Origin of the sequence: Streptomyces sp. NBC_01717 (assembly GCF_036248255.1) — a bacterium.
Classification (GTDB): Bacteria; Actinomycetota; Actinomycetes; order Streptomycetales; family Streptomycetaceae; genus Streptomyces.
In genome coordinates this window covers 5,714,758-5,732,350 of sequence record NZ_CP109178.1, presented here as the reverse complement: position 1 = coordinate 5,732,350, position 17,593 = coordinate 5,714,758, and the positions used below count along the sequence as shown (strand labels likewise).

Annotated in this window: 16 protein-coding genes; 5 read left to right on the top strand and 11 right to left on the bottom strand. The window is 69.6% G+C overall.

Features of this window, described 5'->3' with window-relative positions; all coding sequences use genetic code 11:
* Nucleotides 1–65: 65 nt before the first annotated feature.
* Nucleotides 66–632, top strand: coding sequence for a DJ-1/PfpI family protein (locus tag OHB49_RS25975; RefSeq protein WP_030980235.1), 567 nt, complete (start codon nucleotides 66–68; stop codon nucleotides 630–632).
* 61 nt (nucleotides 633–693) lie between these two features.
* On the opposite strand, the gene OHB49_RS25970 is transcribed toward OHB49_RS25975, so the two are convergent.
* Both OHB49_RS25970 and OHB49_RS25965 read right to left on the bottom strand, forming a co-directional pair.
* Complete coding sequence (locus OHB49_RS25970; protein ID WP_030980234.1) at nucleotides 694–1,365, bottom strand: HAD family hydrolase; 672 nt, start codon at nucleotides 1,363–1,365, stop codon at nucleotides 694–696.
* A 56-nt stretch (nucleotides 1,366–1,421) separates the two neighbouring features.
* A complete protein-coding gene (locus OHB49_RS25965; RefSeq protein ID WP_030980233.1) occupies nucleotides 1,422–1,928 on the bottom strand; it encodes a DUF6912 family protein in 507 nt (168 codons plus the stop codon).
* A 285-nt stretch (nucleotides 1,929–2,213) separates the two neighbouring features.
* On the opposite strand from OHB49_RS25965, the gene OHB49_RS25960 reads away from it, so the two are divergent.
* Nucleotides 2,214–2,669: an Rv3235 family protein gene (locus OHB49_RS25960; protein ID WP_052190199.1), complete on the top strand. Its 456-nt coding sequence runs from the start codon at nucleotides 2,214–2,216 to the stop codon at nucleotides 2,667–2,669.
* 144 nt (nucleotides 2,670–2,813) lie between these two features.
* Here OHB49_RS25960 and secA read toward each other — a convergent pair whose 3' ends face one another.
* Nucleotides 2,814–5,639 carry a preprotein translocase subunit SecA gene (gene secA / locus OHB49_RS25955; protein ID WP_030980231.1) on the bottom strand — a complete coding sequence of 942 codons (2,826 nt, stop codon included), beginning with the start codon at nucleotides 5,637–5,639 and terminating at the stop codon, nucleotides 2,814–2,816.
* Nucleotides 5,640–5,879: 240 nt separating this feature from the next.
* On the opposite strand from secA, the gene OHB49_RS25950 reads away from it, so the two are divergent.
* Nucleotides 5,880–6,530: a GNAT family N-acetyltransferase gene (locus tag OHB49_RS25950; protein ID WP_329163406.1), complete on the top strand. Its 651-nt coding sequence runs from the start codon at nucleotides 5,880–5,882 to the stop codon at nucleotides 6,528–6,530.
* 34 nt (nucleotides 6,531–6,564) lie between these two features.
* The gene (locus tag OHB49_RS25945; protein ID WP_329163405.1) at nucleotides 6,565–7,740 is read left to right on the top strand and encodes a winged helix-turn-helix domain-containing protein; all 1,176 of its coding nucleotides are present in this window, start codon (nucleotides 6,565–6,567) and stop codon (nucleotides 7,738–7,740) included.
* Nucleotides 7,741–7,753: 13 nt separating this feature from the next.
* Here OHB49_RS25945 and OHB49_RS25940 read toward each other — a convergent pair whose 3' ends face one another.
* The 8 genes from OHB49_RS25940 to mtnA form a co-directional block, all read right to left on the bottom strand.
* Complete coding sequence (locus OHB49_RS25940) at nucleotides 7,754–8,512, bottom strand: response regulator (protein WP_030980228.1); 759 nt, start codon at nucleotides 8,510–8,512, stop codon at nucleotides 7,754–7,756.
* Nucleotides 8,513–8,695: 183 nt separating this feature from the next.
* Entirely contained in the window at nucleotides 8,696–9,385 is a 690-nt protein-coding gene (gene hpf / locus OHB49_RS25935) for a ribosome hibernation-promoting factor, HPF/YfiA family (protein ID WP_030980227.1), read from the bottom strand.
* A gap of 28 nt (nucleotides 9,386–9,413) precedes the next feature.
* The gene (locus OHB49_RS25930; RefSeq protein ID WP_030980226.1) at nucleotides 9,414–9,596 is read right to left on the bottom strand and encodes a hypothetical protein; all 183 of its coding nucleotides are present in this window, start codon (nucleotides 9,594–9,596) and stop codon (nucleotides 9,414–9,416) included.
* Nucleotides 9,597–9,712: 116 nt separating this feature from the next.
* Nucleotides 9,713–10,438, bottom strand: a complete 726-nt coding sequence (locus OHB49_RS25925) for a ComF family protein (protein WP_329163400.1) — start codon at nucleotides 10,436–10,438, stop codon at nucleotides 9,713–9,715.
* 96 nt (nucleotides 10,439–10,534) lie between these two features.
* The gene (locus tag OHB49_RS25920) at nucleotides 10,535–12,400 is read right to left on the bottom strand and encodes an LpqB family beta-propeller domain-containing protein (RefSeq protein WP_234433084.1); all 1,866 of its coding nucleotides are present in this window, start codon (nucleotides 12,398–12,400) and stop codon (nucleotides 10,535–10,537) included.
* Nucleotides 12,390–14,414 carry an MtrAB system histidine kinase MtrB gene (gene mtrB / locus OHB49_RS25915; protein ID WP_329163398.1) on the bottom strand — a complete coding sequence of 675 codons (2,025 nt, stop codon included), beginning with the start codon at nucleotides 14,412–14,414 and terminating at the stop codon, nucleotides 12,390–12,392. The genes OHB49_RS25920 and mtrB overlap by 11 nt, the downstream gene beginning before the upstream one ends.
* Nucleotide 14,415: 1 nt before the next feature.
* Nucleotides 14,416–15,105 carry a two-component system response regulator MtrA gene (gene mtrA, locus OHB49_RS25910; RefSeq protein WP_007448372.1) on the bottom strand — a complete coding sequence of 230 codons (690 nt, stop codon included), beginning with the start codon at nucleotides 15,103–15,105 and terminating at the stop codon, nucleotides 14,416–14,418.
* Between the two features lie 4 nt (nucleotides 15,106–15,109).
* On the bottom strand, nucleotides 15,110–16,252 hold the full coding sequence (mtnA, locus tag OHB49_RS25905; RefSeq protein ID WP_329163396.1) for an S-methyl-5-thioribose-1-phosphate isomerase: 1,143 nt from the start codon (nucleotides 16,250–16,252) through the stop codon (nucleotides 15,110–15,112).
* 140 nt (nucleotides 16,253–16,392) lie between these two features.
* On the opposite strand from mtnA, the gene OHB49_RS25900 reads away from it, so the two are divergent.
* Nucleotides 16,393–17,592 (top strand): glycerophosphoryl diester phosphodiesterase membrane domain-containing protein, encoded by a 1,200-nt coding sequence (locus tag OHB49_RS25900; protein WP_329163394.1) that lies wholly within the window; start codon nucleotides 16,393–16,395, stop codon nucleotides 17,590–17,592.
* Nucleotide 17,593: the final 1 nt, after the last annotated feature.

The window sequence follows — 17,593 nt, the reverse complement described above, 5'->3', positions numbered from 1 at the left end:
TCTGGACAGCGCGCAACGGACAGATGCACGCTTATGGGAGACGTCCGCGCGAGGGGAGCCGCACCATGGCACCGAAGATCCTGATCGTCACCGGCGACGCTGCCGAGTCCCTGGAGGTCCTCTACCCGTACCAGCGGCTGCGCGAGGAGGGGTACGACGTCCATATTGCGGCCCCCGCCCGCAAGACGCTCCGCTTCGTGATCCATGACTTCGAGCCCGGCTTCGACACGTACACCGAGAAGCCCGGCTACACCTGGCCGGCCGACCTGGCGTTCTCCGAGGTGGACGCCGGTGACTACGTCGCCCTGGTCATCCCCGGCGGACGCGCCCCCGAGTACCTGCGCAACGACGCCGAGCTCCGCAAGATCCTCAAGGCCTTCTTCGACACGGACAAGCCGGTGGCCCAGATCTGCCACGGCCCCCTGCTGACGGCGGCGATCGGCGAGCTGGGCGGCCGCCGCGTCACGGCGTACCCCGCACTGGAACTCGACATGCAGGCGGCGGGCGCCAGCTTCGAGGACCACGAAGCGGTGGTCGACGGCACCCTGATCTCGTCCCGCGCCTGGCCGGACCACTCGGCCTGGATGCGCGAATTCCTGAAGGTCCTGCGCACCACGGCCCCGGCGGTCTAGGCCCCTCCCTCAGGGATCGTTCCGGGCCCATTCGGATCATTCCTGGCCCGGGTCCCGCCCCTCAAGCGACCAGCTGCTCGGCCAGCGCCACAGCCTCGTCCAGGCTGTCCACCACCGGCACCCCGGCCGCCTCCAGGCTGCTCCGGCTGTGCGACCCCCCGGTGTAGAGCACCGCGCGCGCACCGACATGCGCCGCGGCCACCGCGTCGTCCACCGCGTCACCGATCACCACCGTGTGATCGGGAGACACCCCGCCCATCGCGGCGAGGTGCCGCTCCATGTGCTGCGCCTTACTGCCGCCGGACGGCCCGGTGCGGCCGTCGACCCGTGTGAAGTGCCGCTCGATTCCGTACCCCCGCACCACCGGAACCAGCTGCTCATGGACGTACATGCTGAGCAGCGACTGACTACGGCCGGCCAGCTGCCACTGGGCGAGCAGCTCCTCGGCACCCGCGGTGAGACCGCAGGCGACCCGCTGCTCCATGTAGTACCGGTGGAAGATCCCGTCCATCCGCTCCCACTCGGCCTCGGTGGGCAGCCGGCCCATCAGCCGCTCGTAGAAGCGCGGGATCGGGATGCAGTACATCTCGCGGTACTGCTCGAGCGTGATCGGCTCCATGCCGACCTCGGCGAACGCCGCGTTCGTCGCACCGATGACCGCTGTGTTGTCGTCGAGCAGTGTGCCGTTCCAGTCCCAGACCAGATGAGTGCGGTGCTTCCCGTTCGTCCCCATGGAATGAAAATACCCGTCGGGTACGACAACGGGTCCGCGCGCCCGGCCTGCGCCCGTCAGCCGATCAGGTTGGGAATCTCCTGCACCCCGAACCAGAGCAGCTCATGGTCCTCCGCGCCGTCCACGACGAACTGCGCGTCGTCGTCGCCGAGGTCCGCGGCGCCGAGCACCGACGCGGCCGCCGCCACGTCCTTCTCCGCGTCGTCCGCGTCGACATGCACCGCGGCCGCCTTCGCCAGCGCCACCGCGGAAGCGATGCGCACCTCGCCGAGCGACGAGGGGTCCAGGCTGTGGTCGGGGTCGGCGACGGCTTGCCCGTCCGGCACGTCGACGGCGACGACCACTCGCCTTCGCACCGCGCCGGGGTCCCCGGCGATCAGGCGCAGCGAGGCGGCCGCGGCCCGGTTGAGCGCCGCGTACTCCAGCTCCTCGATGTCGTCGGAGACGTACCACTCACGCAGCGCGGGAGTCACCGCGTACGCGGTCAGCGGACCGGGGCCGATTTCGCCCGCCCGGTGCGCCGCTGCGAGACCGGAGAGGGTCAGGGGGACGTACACGCGCATGGCTGGCCGCTTTCGTAGTCGGAGACGCCCTCAGGATACGTGCGCGTCCCCCTTCGGGGTTACGAGTACGGCCCCCGACCCGTCCACCCGGCAACCGCCTGTCACCCTCCCCGCGCCTTCGCAGAGCCTTGCGGCACCGGGTCCGCCACCCTGATAGGTGAACTTCACCCACCGCGCCCCGCGACCCCTCGGCGCTTGCGGTCGCGTCCACCGCCCCCGTAGAAGATCCACAGCAGAAGTTACCGCCCGGTATGAGCCGGGCTCGGATCACGGGGGCGATCAACGATGAGCGTGAACAGGACCCGACCCGCCGGACGCCACGACCGGCGCAGGCCCGAGACCGTACCGCCGCAGCGCCGGACACCACAGCGGATGCTGCGCCCGCACCACTGGTTCGCGGAGCGCCTCCTGGCGGTCCTCAGCGGCCAGCGCCCGGTGCACTGGATGCTCGGCCACACGATCGGCGAGGCATACGACCAGCTCGCCGAACTGGCCCCGGCCACCCCGCTGAGGGCCCGCGGCGCCCGCCCGGTGGTGCGCCAGTGCCACGGCGCGCAACCCGCCCCGGGCGTGGTGGAGGCCTGCGCGAGCATCGCGGCGGGCGAACAGGTACGGGCAATGGCCTTCCGCCTGGAACAGGGCCCCGACCTCCGCTGGCGCTGCGCCGCAGTGGAACTCGGCACCCCGACCCCGCCCACCAAATCAAACCCGTCCGCCACACCGGGCCCGCCCGGCGATTGAGACAGGACGCCCACCGGGCGCGCCCGGCGCTCCTACCCGGCCCCACACACACGGCTGGGGCCGGACACCCCTCGGTGCCCGGCCCCAGCCGCCCTGCAACACGAACCCACGCCGAAGCGCCGCAGGCGCCGCAGCAACCGCGAACTACTTCTTGCGGCGCCGCCCGCCACCGCCGTTCTTCTGCGCCCTGCGCCGCTCCGCCCGGGTCAGCCCGTCCGACTCCGACACCGCTCCACCGTCACCGTTGGCGAAGTCGCCCTCGACGATGCCGCCCTCCCCGTCCACCGTGGGAGCGGAGAAGTGCAGCCGGTCGGGACGCTGCGGAGCGTCCAGTCCCTTGGCGCGGATCTCCGGACGCGCCCCGGCCGGAACCGCGGCGTCCTCCTTGGACAGCGACGGCCGCTCGGCCGCGTCCTGCACCGGAACCTCCTCGACCTGCTGCTCGACCTGAACCTCCAGGTTGAACAGGTAGCCGACGGACTCCTCCTTGATGCCCTCCATCATGGCGTTGAACATGTCGAAGCCCTCGCGCTGGTACTCGACCAGCGGGTCCTTCTGCGCCATGGCACGGAGGCCGATGCCCTCCTGGAGGTAATCCATCTCGTAGAGGTGCTCGCGCCACTTGCGGTCCAGGACGGACAGCACCACGCGCCGCTCGAGCTCACGCATGATGTCCGAGCCGAGCTGCTTCTCGCGCTCGTCGTACTGCTCGTGGATGTCGTCCTTGATGGACTCGCCGATGAACTCGGCGGTGATCCCGGCCCGGTCCCCGGCCGCGTCCTCCAGCTCGTCGACGGTGACCTTCACCGGGTAGAGCTGCTTGAACGCACCCCACAGCCGGTCGAGGTCCCACTCCTCGGCGAAGCCCTCGGCGGTCTCCTGCCGGATGTAGTCGTCGATGGTGTCGTCCATGAAGTGGCGGATCTGCTCCTGCAGGTCCTCACCCTCGAGGACGCGACGGCGCTCGCCGTAGATGACCTCACGCTGCCGGTTGAGCACCTCGTCGTACTTCAGGACGTTCTTACGCGTCTCGAAGTTCTGCTGCTCGACCTGCGACTGCGCGGACGCGATGGCCCGCGTCACCATCTTGTTCTCGATCGGCACGTCGTCCGGCACATTCGCCATCGACATGACGCGCTCGACCATCTGCGCCTTGAACAGCCGCATCAGGTCGTCACCCAGTGAAAGGTAGAAGCGGGACTCGCCCGGGTCTCCCTGACGGCCGGAACGACCGCGCAGCTGGTTGTCGATGCGCCGCGACTCGTGCCGCTCGGTACCGAGCACGTACAGCCCGCCGAGGTCCTTGACCTCTTCGAACTCCGCCTTCACGGCCTGCTCGGCCCTCGCCAGCGCGGCGGGCAGCGCGGCCGCCCACTCCTCGACGTGCTCGACGGGGTCGAGACCGCGCTGGCGCAGCTCCGCCTCGGCGAGGTCGTCGGGGTTGCCGCCGAGCTTGATGTCCGTACCGCGGCCGGCCATGTTCGTCGCGACCGTGACCGCGCCCTTGCGGCCGGCCTGGGCGACGATCGTCGCCTCACGGTCGTGCTGCTTGGCGTTGAGGACCTCGTGCTGCACACCCCGCTTCGAGAGCTGCTGCGAGAGGTACTCGGACTTCTCGACCGAGGTGGTGCCGACCAGGATCGGCTGACCCTTCTCGTGCTTCTCGGCGATGTCGTCGACGACCGCGGCGAACTTCGCGACCTCGGTGCGGTAGATCAGGTCGGACTGGTCCTGGCGGACCATCGGCCGGTTCGTCGGGATCGGCACGACGCCCAGCTTGTAGATCTGGTGGAACTCGGCGGCCTCGGTCATCGCCGTACCGGTCATGCCGGAGAGCTTGCCGTAGAGGCGGAAGAAGTTCTGCAGGGTGATCGTGGCGAGAGTCTGGTTCTCGTCCTTGATGTCCACCCCTTCCTTCGCCTCGATCGCCTGGTGCATGCCCTCGTTGTAGCGACGGCCGGCGAGGATACGGCCGGTGTGCTCGTCGACGATCATGACTTCGCCGTCGATGACGACGTAGTCCTTGTCCTTCTTGAAGAGCTCCTTGGCCTTGATGGCGTTGTTGAGGTACCCGACGAGCGGGGTGTTCACCGACTCGTAGAGGTTCTCGATGCCGAGCCAGTCCTCGACCTTCGCAACACCGGGCTCATGGATGGCGACGGTCCGCTTCTTCTCGTCGACCTCGTAGTCGCCGGTCTCCTCGATGCCCTTGAGCGGGTTACCGGCCTCGCCCTTGGTCAGACGCGTGACCAGCTTGGCGAAGTCGCCGTACCACTTGGTGGCCTGGTCGGCCGGGCCGGAGATGATCAGCGGCGTACGGGCCTCGTCGACGAGGATCGAGTCGACCTCGTCGACCACGGCGAAGTTGTGGCCACGCTGGACGAGCTCGTCCGCGGACCACGCCATGTTGTCGCGGAGGTAGTCGAAGCCGAACTCGTTGTTCGTGCCGTACGTGATGTCGCAGGCGTACTGCTCACGGCGCTGGGCCGGAGTCATGTTGGCCAGGATGCAGCCGACGGTCAGGCCCAGGAACTTGTGGACCCGGCCCATCATTTCGGAGTCTCGCTCGGCCAGATAGTCATTGACCGTGATCAGGTGCACGCCCTTGCCGGAGAGCGCGTTGAGATACGTGGGCAGGGTGCCGACGAGGGTCTTGCCCTCACCGGTCTTCATCTCGGCCACATAGCCGAGGTGCAGGGCCGCGCCGCCCATCATCTGGACGTCGTAATGGCGCTGTCCGAGGACACGCTTAGCGGCCTCTCGGACCGTTGCGAATGCCTCGGGAAGCAGGTCGTCCAGGCTCTCGCCGTCCGCGTACCGTTCCTTGTACTCGTCGGTGAGCGCCCGCAGCTCGGCGTCGGAGAGGTTGACGAAGTCCTCTTCGATGGAGCTGACCTGGTCCGCGATGCGGTGCAGTTTGCGCAGGATCTTGCCTTCGCCTGCACGCATGAGCTTGTTGAAGACGGACACTGAGGCTGGTCTCCTTGCCGGTCGGGCCTGGCACTGGGTCGTGTTATGGACGCTGGCGCGGGCACGGCAGGTGGGCCCCACCGCAACGGCCATCGTAAGCGAGGACCCCGCCGCGCCGGGAGGGCTGCCGCCGCGTTGCCCCCACTGGGCCCCTTCGAGTCAACGGACAGAGGGCCCCGAAGGTGCCGGGAACCCCGAAAAGTGTTCGCATCACGGTCGGCGACTCACCAGAATCCGTACATGGAGCCGATCACTCTCACCACCGAGCGTCTACTGTTGCGCCCCTTCCGTGGGGGTGACGCGGACGAGGTCCACGCCGCCTGTCAGGACCCGGACATCCAGCGCTGGACGGTCGTCCCTTCCCCGTACACCCACGCCGACGCGGAACTCTTCACCCGAAAGCTGTCCCCCGGCGGCTGGCAGGACGACTCGATGTACAACTTCGCGGTGGTTCTGCGCGACGGCGGGGCCGTGACAGGTGCGCTCGGCATCAACCGCCACAACCTCCACGGCATGTACGAGGTGGGGTTCTGGACCGCGAAGGAGCACCGTGGTCTCGGTTACACGACGGAGGCGGTACGGGCCGCGGCCCACTGGACCTTCACCTCGCTCGGCGGGGACCGGCTGGAGTGGCGGGCCGAGGTGGGCAACGAACCCTCGCGGGCCGTGGCGCGGCGAGCGGGCTTCCGCATGGAGGGCGAGCAGCGGTCGGGGCTGCTGAACAAGGGGGTGCGGCGGGACATCTGGGTCGGCGCGCTGCTCCCTTCCGACCTCGGCCTGCCGGGCGCCCACCCGTATCTCCCGGCCACGGCCCCCACCGCCGCCCCCTCGGCGGACCTCTCCTCCGGTCCGGCCCCCGGTCTCCCCGCGGGTCCGTCCACCGCACCGTGAACGGATGTCAGTGCCGCCCTCTAGGGTGCGAGACATGACGCCAGTGCCGCCTCCCGCCGCCGAACTCTCCGCCGACCAGGCCCGCAGAATCGCCCTGCGCGCCCAGGGTTTCCTCGGCGCGCCGGACCGCCGGGCCGGGGTGCCGGGCGTGCTGCGGCACCTCGGTGCCGTACAGCTCGACACGATCTCGGTGCTGGCCCGCTCGCACGAACTGATCCCGTACGCACGCCTCGGCGCCGTCGGCCGGCGCACGGTCGAGGACGCGTACTGGTCGGCCGGCCGCAGCTTCGAGTACTGGTCGCATGCGGCGTGCATCCTGCCGGTCGAGGAGTGGCCGCACTTCGCGTTCCGCCGCCGCGCCTATCGCTCGCGCCCGCACTGGCACCACGACCTGCCGGACGGGGCCTACGACGCGGTGATCAAGCAGCTGCGCGCCGAGGGCCCGCTGACGGCGACGGAGCTGGGCGGCGCGAAGAACGGCGGGGAGTGGTGGGACTGGTCCGCGTCGAAGGTCGCCGTCGAGCGAGCCCTGATGTACGGCGAGGTGGTGTGCACCGAGCGGCGCAGCTGGAAGCGGGTGTACGACCTCGCGGAGCGCGCCCTGCCCGACGCCGTGCTCCACGACGATCTGGACGACAGGGAGTGCCTGCGGCGGCTGGTCGCGCTCGCGGGCCGGTCCCTGGGGGTCGGCACCCGCGCCGACATCGCGGACTACCACCGGCTCAAGGGCGAGCAGTTCGACGCGGTGGTGGCGGACTCCGGTCTGGTACCGGTGACGGTGGAAGGCTGGGCGAAGCCCGCCTGGGCCGACCCGGCGGCGCTGGCCTCGGAGCCCCGGGGACGACACCGTACGACGCTGCTGTCGCCGTTCGACTCACTGATCTGGGAGCGGGCCCGGACGGAGCGGATATTCGGCTTCACGCACCGCCTGGAGGCGTACGTCCCCAAGCCCAAGCGGATCCACGGCTATTTCGCGATGCCGCTGCTGGCCGGCGGCAAGCTGCAGGGCCGGGTCGATCCGGCACGCGAGGGCACCACGCTGGTCGCCCGGCAGGTGTCCCTGGCGGGCAGGAAGGCCGTGGCGCCGATGGCCGAGGCCCTGGTGGAAGCGGCGTCCTGGGTCGGCTGTACGGACGTCCGGCTGGAGCGGGTCGACGCACCGGAGCTGCGCGAGCCGCTCGCCCAGGAAATCGCCCGCGCCCTCAATTGACCATGCCGTCGCTTTACCTGATCTCGAGGATCTTCTCCCGCATGGCATAGACCACTGCTTCCATCCTGGAGTGCAGCTGCAGCTTCTCCAGAATGTTGCGTACGTGGTTCTTCACGGTGTTCTCGGAAATGAACAGCTCCTTCGCGATATCGCGATTGTTCATGCCCGTGGCAACCAGTTTGAGGACTTCGAGCTCCCGGTCGGTCAGCCGCGGCGCCGGCACCAGTCGGCGCTCGTCGGTCCGCTGGATCATCGACTTGAACTCGGTGAGCAATTTGGAAGCCATGGACGGGCTGATCTGGGACTGCCCGTCGGCAACCGCACGGATCGCCGTGGCCACCTCGTCCGTGGAGATCTCCTTGAGGAGATAGCCGGTGGCGCCCGCCTTGATCGCGTCGTAGAGGTCGGCCTCCTCGTCGCTGATCGTCAGCATGATGATCTTCGCACTGGGGGCCACCTCCTTGATGGACGTGCAGGCCTCGATGCCGCCCCGCTTGGGCATGCGCACATCCATCAGCACGATGTCGGGCAGCAGATCGGCCGCCTTGTCGACCGCCTCCGCCCCGTCACCCGCCTCACCGACGACCTGGATGTCCTCCTCCTGGGCGAGGACGATCTCCAAGCCTCTACGGAAGAGCGCATGGTCGTCCACCACCAGAACGCGGATCGGCTCCTTGCGGGAACCGCTGTCCGTGTCCGCGCCGGTATCGGCACCGGCAGCGTCGTCTCCGCCGTCATTCGCATCGCGCACGGGCCCGAAGGTGTCCGCCATCGTTCCTCCCCCTGAAGGCCATGGCCTGAAGTTCACAAACTGTCCGCCAACGGCAGTTCACAGAGCACCGATTGGCTTGGGGCGCCATGATTTCATGCCTGGACGTCAGAGCGGTGGTTCTGTCGTCGCACGCGGGTGCCCCTGGCGCGAATTACGCCCCAGGGGCACCACCGATGCGGGGCGTCAGCCGCCGAGCGCACCGCCCGCGCCGCCCGCACCGTCAGCGGCCAGCGGGTCGGTCCTCAGATGAATGACACCGTAGTCGTAGGCATGCCGTCGGTAGACGACACTGGGCTCCTTCGTCTCGGAGTCGACGAACAGATAGAAGTCGTGCCCGACCAGCTCCATCTCGTAGAGCGCCTGGTCGAGCGTCATCGGTGCCGCGACGTGCGTCTTCTCGCGCATCACCAACGGTCCTTCGCCCTGTACCTCGAGCGTGCCGATCCTGGTGACGGGTACAGACGGGCCGGCGCCGTCGCCGGCCAGGTCGCCCTCGCTGTTGAAGGACGCCGTACCCGGCACCGTCTCACCGACTTCGGCAGCGGGAATCCGGCCGTTGCCACGGCGGCTGTAGCGCTTGTCGTGCTGCTTGCGCAGCCGCGCCTCCAGCTTCCCGGTGGCCAGGTCCAGCGCTGCGTACGGGTCGCCTGCAGCCGCTTCAGCACGGATTACCGGCCCACGCGAGCGGAGCGTGATCTCCACTCGGTCCGAGCGGTCTGCCTGACGGGGGTTTGGCTCCTTGGACACCTCGACGTCGAGGCTGATCACCTTGCCGTCGAACTTCTGGATCTTGTCCAGCTTCAGCTTCTCGGCCACGTGCTTGCGGAACCGCTCGGGCACCTCGGTCTTGCGGCCCTTGACGACGATGTCCACGCAGAACTCCGTTCCCGGATCGCTCCGCTCAGCGGCGGAGCATCTCCCTTTTGCACCAGGCCCCGGTGGTCGCCGGAGCCGCGGACTCGGTGACTTCCACCTCCTCCTCCCCCGTCGGGGAGGTCTCCATCCCACCGATCTTTTTGAACGTCTGGCCTACCGGTGAGTCGCCTGCCCGAAACCTGGTGGTGCACTCGTCGAGGTCAGGCATTCACCATTCCTCACAACCGAACATAGCCTGATCGGCCGGATGTCGGCACCCGCTACTCGCACGTACCTCCGTTCAGGGCCCTTTACCCACTCACTACCTGCAACGATGCAAGTCCACTAGCAGTTCCGGTTTATTGCGAAGGCAGTCGGAGATGCTGCGACAACGGCCGCCTGCGCCGTTCCGCAAGCCGGTCCTCTCCGCCCGCCCGCGGCTTCGACCGCCCGTGCAGCTTCCGTCAGCGAGGCCCCGGTCGTCATGAGGTCGTCCACGAGTACTACCCGTTCGGCCGCAAGCAGCCGCTCTCCACCGGCCACCACCTCCAGCGCACCCGCCAGGTTCGCCTGCCGCTGCAAGGCGCCGAGCCCGGACTGATCGGTCACCGGGCGCCGTTGCCGCAGCACCGGAACCACTCCGGCCGGAATCCCGCCACGCCTCAGCTCCCCCGCTGCGGCCAGCGCGATCCGGTGTGCCGGATCATGCCCGCGCGCCGCAACGGCCCGCCGCGCCGACGGCACGGGTACCAGCAGCAGCGGTCCCGGACCGCCCACCTGCCCCGTCCCGGCCCGCACGGCCCCCGCCAGCGCCCTGCCGAGCGCCCGCGACAGAGGGAGCGCACCACGCTCCTTGTGTGCCAGGAGCACCGCCCGTACCGCGTTCTCGTACGGGGCGGCGGCATGCACCACGGGTAGTCCGGCGGGCTCCGGCGCGGGTCTCACCCGCTGCGGCGCCACGCCGTACAGCGCTGCCCGACAGCTCTCGCACAGCTCGCTCCGTGGCCTGCCGCAGCCGCCACAGGCCACCGGCAGCACCAGCCCGGCGATCTCCCGCCACCACCCCCGCATAACTCCACTGTGCCCCCGGCCCACGAACCCGGCCACCCCTGTGGAAAACTCAGGCGCCCTCGCCCAAGGCCCGTCGTTGCCCCACCTGCACAGGACTCAGCCCGGGTAGACCAGCGACGAGCCTTCCTTGAGCACCGTCTGCCAGTTGTCACCCGGCGACAGTTTCACTATCCCGTCACCCTCGGTGTCCGCCATCAGCGGCAACTGCTCGTCGTCCGCCGCCGCGACCGCCGACACCTGGTTCACCCCGGGCAGCACGCCCGAGGCCGGTGCGGAACCATCCGCCTGGACATAGCGCACCTGCTGAACGCCGCCCTGTTCCTTGCCGACCACCACGAGACGGCTCCGGCCCGACCAGGACATCGCGGTGACATCCGCCAGCTGCGGCGCGGCCTGCCGCAGCTCCACGACGGAGACCTCCTGCTTCGAGGCCGGTCCCTGACGCTCGATCCGGCCGATTTTCAGCGTGGTGTGCCCGTCCTTGGTCAGCAGCAGTGCGATCCGCACCCCGTCCGCCGACAGCCGCAACGCCTCCAGTCGCGCTCCGTCCAGGCTCGGCACCGTGACCTCCGACGGCTTACCGGCACCGCCGGCCAGCCGCAGCAGCCGGGAGTTCTCCGGGTCCCGGTCGGCCACCCAGAGATCGCCCCGCCCGTCCCAGCTGGGCGCCGACAGACGGTCGTTCAGGTTCTTGCCTCTGCTGGTCACCGCGGGAGCGGGCAGCTCGCCCTCCGAGACGATGGAGGACACGTACAGGGACTCGTTGTTCTGCGAGACCGCCGCCGCCAGCTGCTCGTCACGGGCCACACCGACCGCGCTCATCCGCACCGGCCCGTCACCGAACGGCCCGGTCACCGGCTCCGGATCGCCACTGCCCCTGGTGGATCCCGGGATGGACTGGACATGCCCCTTGGCATCGACGAAGTACTGGCTGTCGGGCCCGCCCGACGAACCGTCCGGAGCGAACTCCTCCGCCTGATCGGCGCCCAACACACACAGCGGCGAGCTGTCGGACCGCTGCAGCTCCACCTGCTCGACCCGGGCGGACGTCAGGTCCCGCACGGTGTAGAGCACCTGAGAGGCCATCATGCGGCAGGAGCGCTGCCCGACGTTGTCCGCCCTCTTGTTCAGCGGAACCTTCAGGACGCTGCGGTCGTCGGGCGCCAGCGAGGTGACGCCCTTACGCAGCGCCGTACTGGTGGGGAAGCGGGAGTCGACCACCGGCCGCAGCCAGTTGCTCGGCCCCTCGATGAGACTGCGGACCGTCTGAGTCACGGTGTCCATCCCCGTGACGGGATCCGTCCGGTTGCGTACGTAGACGGGGTCGGCAACCAGCGTGGACTGCCCTGCAGTCCGCCCGGTGGCGAAGTAGTACTTGTTGACGGATCGGTAGAGGCGCTTGAAGTCGGACTGGCCGAGCAGCAGACCGTCCGGCACGAGGTCGATGCGCCACTCCTTGCCGTCCGGCCCGTTCTGCCGCACCAGATGCAGGGTCCGGTTGAACTCCGTAGGCGCGACCGGCTGGTAGGCGCTCTGAGCGTCGACCGTCGCCACCTTCTCGCCGGTCAGCGTGTAGCTGAGCTCCGTGCTGCTGCGGTCGCCGTCGTGGACCGGGCGGTCGCTGCGGTTCGGCGCCTTGGAGAGCACCGTGGTGAACGCGCTCGGCTTCCAGGTGCCGGCCGCCTTCTTCGTCAGGTACTTGCGGGTGGTCCGGAAGCCGGGGTCGTCGCTGGTCATGGACTCCAGGAAGCCGTCGACCACCTCGCTGGGAGTGGCGTTGTCGCGCGGCGCCACCGCGTACACCTGGACCTGGGAGTCGCCCGGCTGCGAGGCGTCGACCGCCTTGACGTCCCCGGTGACGGGCATCGAGCCGCACGCGGACAGCAGCACGATGCCGCACCCCAGCAACGCGGTCAGCCCCACCGCACGTCCATGGCCGTCCTGACGACGGTCAGTGCCCACGAGTCGTGTCCTCCCGCTCCGGGTGGTGCGCAGCAGATTCGATGTCGCCACCCGGCCGGTCGTCGGCGGGACGGGCGACCACCCGGGCGCCGCTGCCCGGCAGAGCCGCCGGATGCACCGAAGCGGGCGCCGTGCGGGGAGCCACGGAAGTACGCGCCGGCACGGGCAGCGGCGACCGGTCGGTGCCGGCCTGCTGGGCCGGCACCGAGGTCAGCCGGTGCTCGCTGCCGGTCGTGACGCCGTCCGCAGCCCGCTCCCGGTTCTCCCGGTTGCGGCGCGAGTCCTCGGGTTCCAGCGGTATCGGCGATCCGCGCAGCGGCTCGTCCGCGGTACGCGGCAGGGTCAGGCGGAACTGCGAACCGCCGCCCGGCTCGCCCCACGCCTGCAGCCAGCCGCCGTGCAGCCGGGCGTCCTCGACGGCGATCGACAGCCCGAGACCGGTGCCGCCCGTCGTCCGGGCCCGTGCCGGGTCGGCGCGCCAGAAGCGGTTGAACACCCGGGTCGCCTCCCCCGGCTTGAGACCCACCCCGTAGTCCCGGACGGCGACGGCGACCGCTCCTCCGGCCACCCCCATCCGCACCACGACATCCCGGCCCTCGCCGTGCTCGACGGCGTTGACGACGAGGTTGCGCAGCACGCGCTCGACCCGCCGCGCGTCGGCCTCCGCGATCACCGGCTGCTCGTCGCCGACCACGCGGATCCGGGTGCCCTTGCGCTCGGCGAGCGGCTCGGCACCGCCGATCACCCGCCGTACGACCTGTCGCAGGTCTATCGGCTCGGCCTCCAGCGCCGCGGCGCCCGCGTCGAACCGGCTGATCTCCAGCAGATCGGAGAGCAGCGACTCGAACCGGTCGAGCTGGTCCCCGAGGAGCTCGGCGGAGCGCGCCGTCACGGGGTCGAAGTCGACGCGCGCCTCATGGATGACATCGGCGGCCATCCGCACGGTCGTCAGCGGTGTCCGCAGCTCGTGCGAGACGTCCGATACGAAGCGCCGCTGCATCCGGGAGAGCTCCTCCAGCTGTTGGATCTTCAGCTGGAGGTTCTGCGCCATCTTGTTGAAGGCCTCACCGAGCCGGGCGATGTCGTCCTCGCCGGTGACCTTCATCCGCTCCTGCAGCCGGCCCGCGGAGAGCCGCTCGGCGATTCCCGCCGCCATCCGTACGGGTGTGACGACCTGCCGCACCACGAACCAGGCGATGGCCCCGAGCAGCACGACCACGAACAGTCCCGCGGTCGCCAGGGTGCCCTTGACCAGGGTCAGTGACTTCTCCTCCTGCGTCAGCGGGAAGAGGTAGTAGAGCTGGTACGGATTGTGGTCGATGTCGTACAGGCGCTTGCCCACGACGAGTCCCGGCTGCGACTCCTGCCCGTTCGCATACCTGATCAGCGAGTACGTCTGGAACGCACCCGGCCCCTTGTCCACGGCCTCCCGCAGGCTCTGCGGGACGCTGGCCGCTTCCACGCTCCCCGAGCCGCGCGGCGCACGGGTGCCGTCGTCGGCGCTGAGCGCCACCACGTTGAAGGCGTTCTTGCCGCCACTGGCGAGCTGATCGACGAGCTCGGTCCGCCACGAGTTGTTGGCGGTCGTCCCGTCACCGGCATCGCCTCCCTGCCCACCGGGGGTGAGCGGAGCGTTCGCCTTGTCCTGGGCCGCCGCGAAACCACCGGCGGCCTGTGTCTGAGCGGCCTTGCCCTTCGCGTCGAGCAGACCGTTGCGCACCTGACCGATCACGACCAGGCCGAGCAGCAGTACCACACCGAGCGACATGAGCAGCGTGCCCGCGACGACCCGCAGCTGGAGGTTGCGCCGCCAGAGCCGGACGGCGGGCAGCAGCGGACGCCGCACCCAGCGCATCAGCAGTCGCGGCACGGGACCGCCGGGCGCCCGGTCGTGGAACAACCGGCCGCCCCGCAGAAGCCTCCCCAACGGCGAAGGCCCACGTCCTGAACCGGCAGCCCGCCCCGTACGGACTCCCGGCCCCCCGGGCTTCGGAGCAGCGCTACCCAGGGACATGTCAGCTCGGTCCGGCCTTGTAACCGACACCTCGGACGGTCACCACGATCTCCGGCCGCTCCGGGTCCTTCTCGACCTTGGAACGCAGCCGCTGGACATGCACATTCACCAGACGGGTGTCGGCGGCATGGCGATACCCCCACACCTGCTCGAGCAGTACTTCACGGGTGAAGACCTGCCACGGCTTACGGGCGAGCGCGACCAGCAGGTCGAACTCCAGCGGGGTCAGAGCGATGGACTGCCCCTCCCGCTTCACCGAGTGACCGGCCACATCGATGACCAGGTCCCCGATGGTCAGCTGTTCCGGTGCCGGCTCCTCGGACCTACGCAAACGTGCCCTGATCCGGGCAACCAACTCCTTAGGTTTGAACGGCTTGACGATGTAGTCGTCGGCCCCGGACTCCAGGCCCACCACCACATCGACCGTGTCGCTCTTAGCCGTGAGCATGACGATCGGCACACCCGACTCGGCCCTGATCAGCCTGCAGACCTCGATGCCGTCCCGTCCGGGCAGCATGAGATCCAGCAGAACCAGGTCCGGCTTGGCCTCACGAAATGCGGCAAGTGCCTTGTCGCCGTCCGCTACGAACGACGGCTCGAACCCTTCACCACGCAGCACAATCCCGAGCATCTCGGCCAGTGCGGTGTCGTCGTCGACGACGAGGACGCGTCCCTTCATAATCGACATCATCCCATTAGCTAATCGTTATCTGCGATGACCTGGCACACAGCTCTGCCAGTCCGACCCCCGTGACCGGGGAAACTGCACCCTCCTCCGTGACGATCGCCGTGATCAGTTCCGGCGGCGTGATGTCGAATGCGGGGTTGTACGCCTGGGCTCCCAGCGGTGCCACGTGCAGTCCGCCCGCATCCTCTCCGCCCGGTCCGACCTGTGGAGATGTGAGCTCCGTCACCTCTCGGCCGGGGCGCTGCTCCACAATGATCGACGCCCCGTCCGCGGTCTCCAGATCCACGGTCGTGGTCGGCGCCACCACAATGAACGGCACATGGTGGTATTTGGCAAGCACCGCCAGCGGATAACTCCCGACTTTGTTCGCCACCGATCCGTCCGCCGCGATGCGGTCGGCGCCGATGAGTACGGCGTCGACCTCCCCCGCGGCGAACAGCGAACCCGCCGCGTTGTCCGTGAGCAGGCTGTACGCCATCCCGTTGCGCGCCGCCTCATAAGCGGTCAGCCGCGCCCCCTGCAACAGCGGACGCGTCTCGTCCACCCAGAGCCGTCGCAGCCGCCCCGCCCGGTGCGCCCGGAGCGCCACAGCGAAGGCCGTGCCCTCACCGCCTGAGACGAGTGCCCCCGAATTGCAGTGGGTGAGCAGCTGATGCCCGCCGCCCGGCAGCAGCTCGTCGAGCAGCGCGAGCCCGTACTGCGCCATGCGCCGACTGGCCTCGGCGTCCTCCCGGTGCAGCGCCTTGGCCTCCGCCAGCGCCACCGCGGCCGCCCGCTGCGGATCCCCCTGGTCCAGTGCCGCCCAGTACGCCGCCGCCGCACGCCGCACGCCGTATCCGAGGTTCACGGCGGTGGGCCGCGCCCGCTCCAGCAGCCCCGCGGCCTCCTCGACGTCATGGCCCCGGACAGCGGCCAACGCCACCCCGTAGGCCCCGGCGATGCCCAGCAACGGCGCCCCCCGCACAGCCAGCGTCTGGATCGCCCGCACCAGCGCGGGCACATCCGCACACACCAGCCCGACCTCCTCGGCGGGCAGCCGCGTCTGGTCGAGGAGCACCAGCACAGGGCCTTCCGGAGGCTCGTCCCAGCGGATGGAGGGAAGCGCGGGAGGCTCGATGCCCACCGGCGATTGCGCGTCCTGATCAGCCATCCGCCCAGTCTGCCCGGTGAGCCGCCCACAAATGAAGGTGCGAAGGAGATCAGGCACCCGGCCCGTACCGGACCTTCGCGTGGCACGATGGCTGCCAACCTGCCGCCCCGATGAGCGGACAGGACCGTGAAGGAGCGAGAATGAACGACACTCCGGGCTGGGCCTCGCCCGGATCTGCCCCCTCCGACAGCCAGGAGGCGGGCGTCCCCCAGCCTTCCGCGCCCACGGACGGCAACGGCAACGCCGGGAACTGGTCTCCTACGCAGCCGCCCGCAGGGCAGTGGTCCCCACCGAGCATCCCCGGCCCCGGTCACGGCGCACCGCCGCCCGCCCCCGGCTGGGGCAGCAGGCCGCAGGGATCCGGCTGGGGTCAGCCACCTGCGGCAAAGCCCGGTGTCATCCCGCTCCGCCCGCTCGGCGTCGGCGAGATCCTCGACGGTGCGGTCTCCGCGATGCGCGCGCACTGGCGCACGGTCCTCGGAATCACACTCACCGTTTCCGTGATCGCCCAGATCGCCATCATCCTCGTGCAGCGTTACCTGCTGCCGGAACCCGCGTCGGTCGACCCGAACGCGACCGGCGCGGAGGCGCTCCGCCAGGCCGCCGACTCCGCCCAGTCCACCCTGGTCTACAGCGCCCCGTCCACGCTCATCACCCTGATCGCGACGCTCTTCACCACAGCCATGCTCACCGTGGTGATCAGCCGCTCGGTACTGGGCCGCTCCGTGACACTCTCCGAAGCGTGGGCCGAGGCCCGGCCCCGCCTGCTCCAGCTGCTGGGTCTGACCCTGCTGCTGGCCTTGATGGCCGCCGGAATCATGGCAGTGGGTGTGCTGCCCGGTGCGCTGATCGGCTCCACCGCAGGCGTCGGCCTCATCCTCATCGGCTTCATGGCCGCTTGTGTCGTCGTCATCTGGCTGATGGTCCGCTTCTGCCTTGCCTCGCCGGCGCTGATGCTGGAGCGGCAGTCGATCACTGTCTCGATGCGCCGGTCCGCGAAGCTGGTCCGGGGCACCTGGTGGCGGATGTTCGGCATCCTGCTCCTCACCTGGCTCCTGACGCTCATCGTGACCCTGGTCATCGCGATCCCGTTCGGCATCATCGCGATGATCGTGGACGGCGACGGACTGAGCACCTTCCTCACCGGCGAGTCCACCGGATTCGGCTGGCCGTTCCTGATCATCTCCGGCATCGGCGAGGTCATCATCTCCACGATCACCTATCCGCTCTCCGCCGGTGTGATGGCTCTGCTCTACGTGGACCAGCGCATCCGCCGCGAAGCACTCGACCTCGAACTCGCCAGGGCCGCAGGCCTGCCCGGCTACGACACCAGGAGCTGAT

What these genes read in the sequence shown, in the direction of transcription:
- OHB49_RS25960 (WP_052190199.1), top strand. Translation starts at nt 2,214, where the DNA reads ATGAGCGTGAACAGGACCCGACCCGCCGGACGCCACGACCGGCGCAGG.
- OHB49_RS25975 (WP_030980235.1), top strand. Translation starts at nt 66, where the DNA reads ATGGCACCGAAGATCCTGATCGTCACCGGCGACGCTGCCGAGTCCCTG.
- OHB49_RS25950 (WP_329163406.1), top strand. Translation starts at nt 5,880, where the DNA reads ATGGAGCCGATCACTCTCACCACCGAGCGTCTACTGTTGCGCCCCTTC.
- mtnA (WP_329163396.1), bottom strand. Translation starts at nt 16,252, where the DNA reads ATGGCTGATCAGGACGCGCAATCGCCGGTGGGCATCGAGCCTCCCGCG.
- OHB49_RS25965 (WP_030980233.1), bottom strand. Translation starts at nt 1,928, where the DNA reads ATGCGCGTGTACGTCCCCCTGACCCTCTCCGGTCTCGCAGCGGCGCAC.
- OHB49_RS25940 (WP_030980228.1), bottom strand. Translation starts at nt 8,512, where the DNA reads ATGGCGGACACCTTCGGGCCCGTGCGCGATGCGAATGACGGCGGAGAC.
- mtrA (WP_007448372.1), bottom strand. Translation starts at nt 15,105, where the DNA reads ATGATGTCGATTATGAAGGGACGCGTCCTCGTCGTCGACGACGACACC.
- mtrB (WP_329163398.1), bottom strand. Translation starts at nt 14,414, where the DNA reads ATGTCCCTGGGTAGCGCTGCTCCGAAGCCCGGGGGGCCGGGAGTCCGT.
- OHB49_RS25970 (WP_030980234.1), bottom strand. Translation starts at nt 1,365, where the DNA reads ATGGGGACGAACGGGAAGCACCGCACTCATCTGGTCTGGGACTGGAAC.
- OHB49_RS25930 (WP_030980226.1), bottom strand. Translation starts at nt 9,596, where the DNA reads ATGCCTGACCTCGACGAGTGCACCACCAGGTTTCGGGCAGGCGACTCA.
- OHB49_RS25900 (WP_329163394.1), top strand. Translation starts at nt 16,393, where the DNA reads ATGAACGACACTCCGGGCTGGGCCTCGCCCGGATCTGCCCCCTCCGAC.
- OHB49_RS25945 (WP_329163405.1), top strand. Translation starts at nt 6,565, where the DNA reads ATGACGCCAGTGCCGCCTCCCGCCGCCGAACTCTCCGCCGACCAGGCC.
- OHB49_RS25925 (WP_329163400.1), bottom strand. Translation starts at nt 10,438, where the DNA reads ATGCGGGGGTGGTGGCGGGAGATCGCCGGGCTGGTGCTGCCGGTGGCC.